Annotated in this window: 3 protein-coding genes; all 3 read left to right on the top strand. The window is 67.0% G+C overall.

The window, feature by feature from the left end:
• Positions 1 to 360: type II secretion system protein GspJ (locus tag VF794_RS11375; RefSeq protein WP_331109618.1), on the top strand; the 360-nt coding region annotated here is incomplete at its 5' end.
• 1 nt (position 361) lies between these two features.
• Positions 362 to 1,711 (top strand): type II secretion system minor pseudopilin GspK, encoded by a 1,350-nt coding sequence (locus VF794_RS11370; RefSeq protein WP_331109616.1) that lies wholly within the window; start codon positions 362 to 364, stop codon positions 1,709 to 1,711.
• A 3-nt stretch (positions 1,712 to 1,714) separates the two neighbouring features.
• The coding region (locus VF794_RS11365) for a type II secretion system protein GspL (RefSeq protein ID WP_331109614.1) at positions 1,715 to 2,195 on the top strand (481 nt) is incomplete at its 3' end.

Genomic DNA, 2,195 nt, shown 5'->3' with positions numbered 1-2,195 from the left:
ACGGACGCCAAGGAGTCCGACCAGGCGATCGTGGAGTACTTCGTCGAGCAGTCCTCGGAGCGAGGGGCCAACGGTCGGCAGGACCTGATGCGCCGGGTGAATCCGAATGTTGAAGGCCGGATGGATCGGGGCGGCACCACGGATGTCCTCTTCGAGGGCGTGAAGAAGATCGAGTTCGCCTACTGGGATACCGAGCGCAAGGAGTGGGAAGAAGAGTGGGACACGCGGCGCATGGAGCAGAAGTCCAAGCTGCCCACGCGTGTTCGTATCACCCTGATCGCGCTCGACGAGAACGACAAGGAAGTGCGCTACACCACCCAGACCCGTGTGATGCTCAACACGGAGCTGCCCAGGTACTGAGATGACGAGCCCCGAGAACCAGAAGGCCCGGCCGGCAGGCGCCCGCCGAGATGCCCGCAAGGACCGCTCTCAGCGCGGCGTGGCGCTCATCATCGCGGTGGTGGCCATCACCATCCTCACCGTCGTGGCGACGGAGTTCGCCTACAACACGCGCGTGGACCTCCAGCTGGCGTCCAACCAGCGCGATGAGCTCCAGGCCATGTACATGGCGCGCTCGGGCATCTCGCTCTCGCGCCTGCTGCTTCGCTTCCAGAAGCAGGTGGATCAGACGCCCATCCCCAACATCGGCGGAATGCTCTCGCAGCTCACGGGCGCCGCGGGTGGAGCGCCTCCCGGCGGGCAGCAACCGGCGTCCTCGCTCAACATCCAGCTGTGGAAGCTGGCGCGCGTGGACTGTCACATGCTCAAGGGCCTGGAGGCCGGCGGGGCCCGTGACGACGAGGACCAGGAGGAGTCCGACGCGCCCCCGCCCCTCGACGAGGACGGCGAGCTGTCGACCGAGCTCGCGCTGGGACCCGAGAAGCGCTCCTTTGGCAGCTTCACCGGCTGCTTCCTCGCCACCATGCAGGACGAGGAGGAGAAGCTCAACCTGCACCGCCTCAACGCGGGCAGCGGCGACGCGCTCCCCACCGCCATGCGGATGATGGACCTGCTCGGCGACAAGCGCTTCGAGTTCCTGTTCTCGCGCGAGGACGCCAACGGCGTGCGCGTCAACCCGCAGGACGTCATCCTCGGCATCAAGGACTGGGTGGACGACGACCAGGTGCAGTCCGCGCTCAACGTCAACGACCCGGTGAATCCGCTGTCCGCGGGCTTCTCGGACGAGAACTCGCCCTACAGCCGCTACGAGCCGCGCTACGAGGCGAAGAACGCGCGCTTCGACAGCATGGACGAGCTGTACCGGGTGCACGGCGTGTCGGATCGCTTCATGGCCGCCTTCCGGGACCGGCTCACCGTGTACCCGGACGTCAACTCCAAGCCCAACGTCAACACGGATGACCCGATGATGATGTACATGGCCATCCTGTCGGCGGCGGACCCGGCGCGGCCGGACCCGCGGCTGAGGGACCCGGTCTTCGTGCAGGAGGTCATCGCCCGCATCCGCGCGGCGCGCGCCTTCAGCTTCATGGGCATGGGCGTGGCGGACTTCGTGACGGCCATCGAGGCCGCGGGCATCGCCGTCAACCCGGCCCTCAAGGCCAACGTGGCCGGCAACCGCCTGCTGGGCGACAAGAGCAACACCTTCAGCATCAAGTCCGTGGGAGAAGCGGGCTCGGTCCAGAAGACCATCACCGCCGTCATCAAGCTCGACTCCGGGCTGGGACAGCTCCTGTATTGGAGAGAGGAATAACGAATGGCCCGGATTCTTGGTCTGGACCTGGGCAGCCACTCCGTGAAGGGGCTGCTGCTCGACTCGAATGCGCGAGGCCCGGCCGTGAAGGCCTACGCCGAGGTGCGCCGCGCTCCCGAGGGAGATCGTCAGGAGACGCTGCGCACGGCGTTGCGCGAGCTGCTGGCGAACCCGGGGCTGCAGCACCTCGACCAGGTGGTGGTGGCGCTGCCCGGCCCCTCCCTGGTCACCCACCAGCTCGCCCTGCCCTTCACCGACCCGAAACGGATCGAAGCCACCATCCCCTTCGAGGTGGAGAGCCAGATTCCCTTCGACTTGAACGAGGCCGTCTTCGACTACCAGGTCGCCTCGCAGGTGAAGGACAAGGGCAGCGAGCTGCTCGTGGGCGTGGTGCGCCGCGAGGAGCTGTCGACGCTGCTGGGCGTGCTCAACGAGGTGGGCGTGGACCCACGCGTGGTGACGCACCCGGGCATCACCTACCAGA

The sequence above is a fragment of the Archangium sp. genome (genome assembly GCF_036389735.1).
GTDB lineage: Bacteria > Myxococcota > Myxococcia > Myxococcales > Myxococcaceae > Archangium.
The sequence above is the reverse complement of the archived record's forward strand: the minus strand, read 5'-3'. Positions and strand labels throughout refer to the sequence as shown.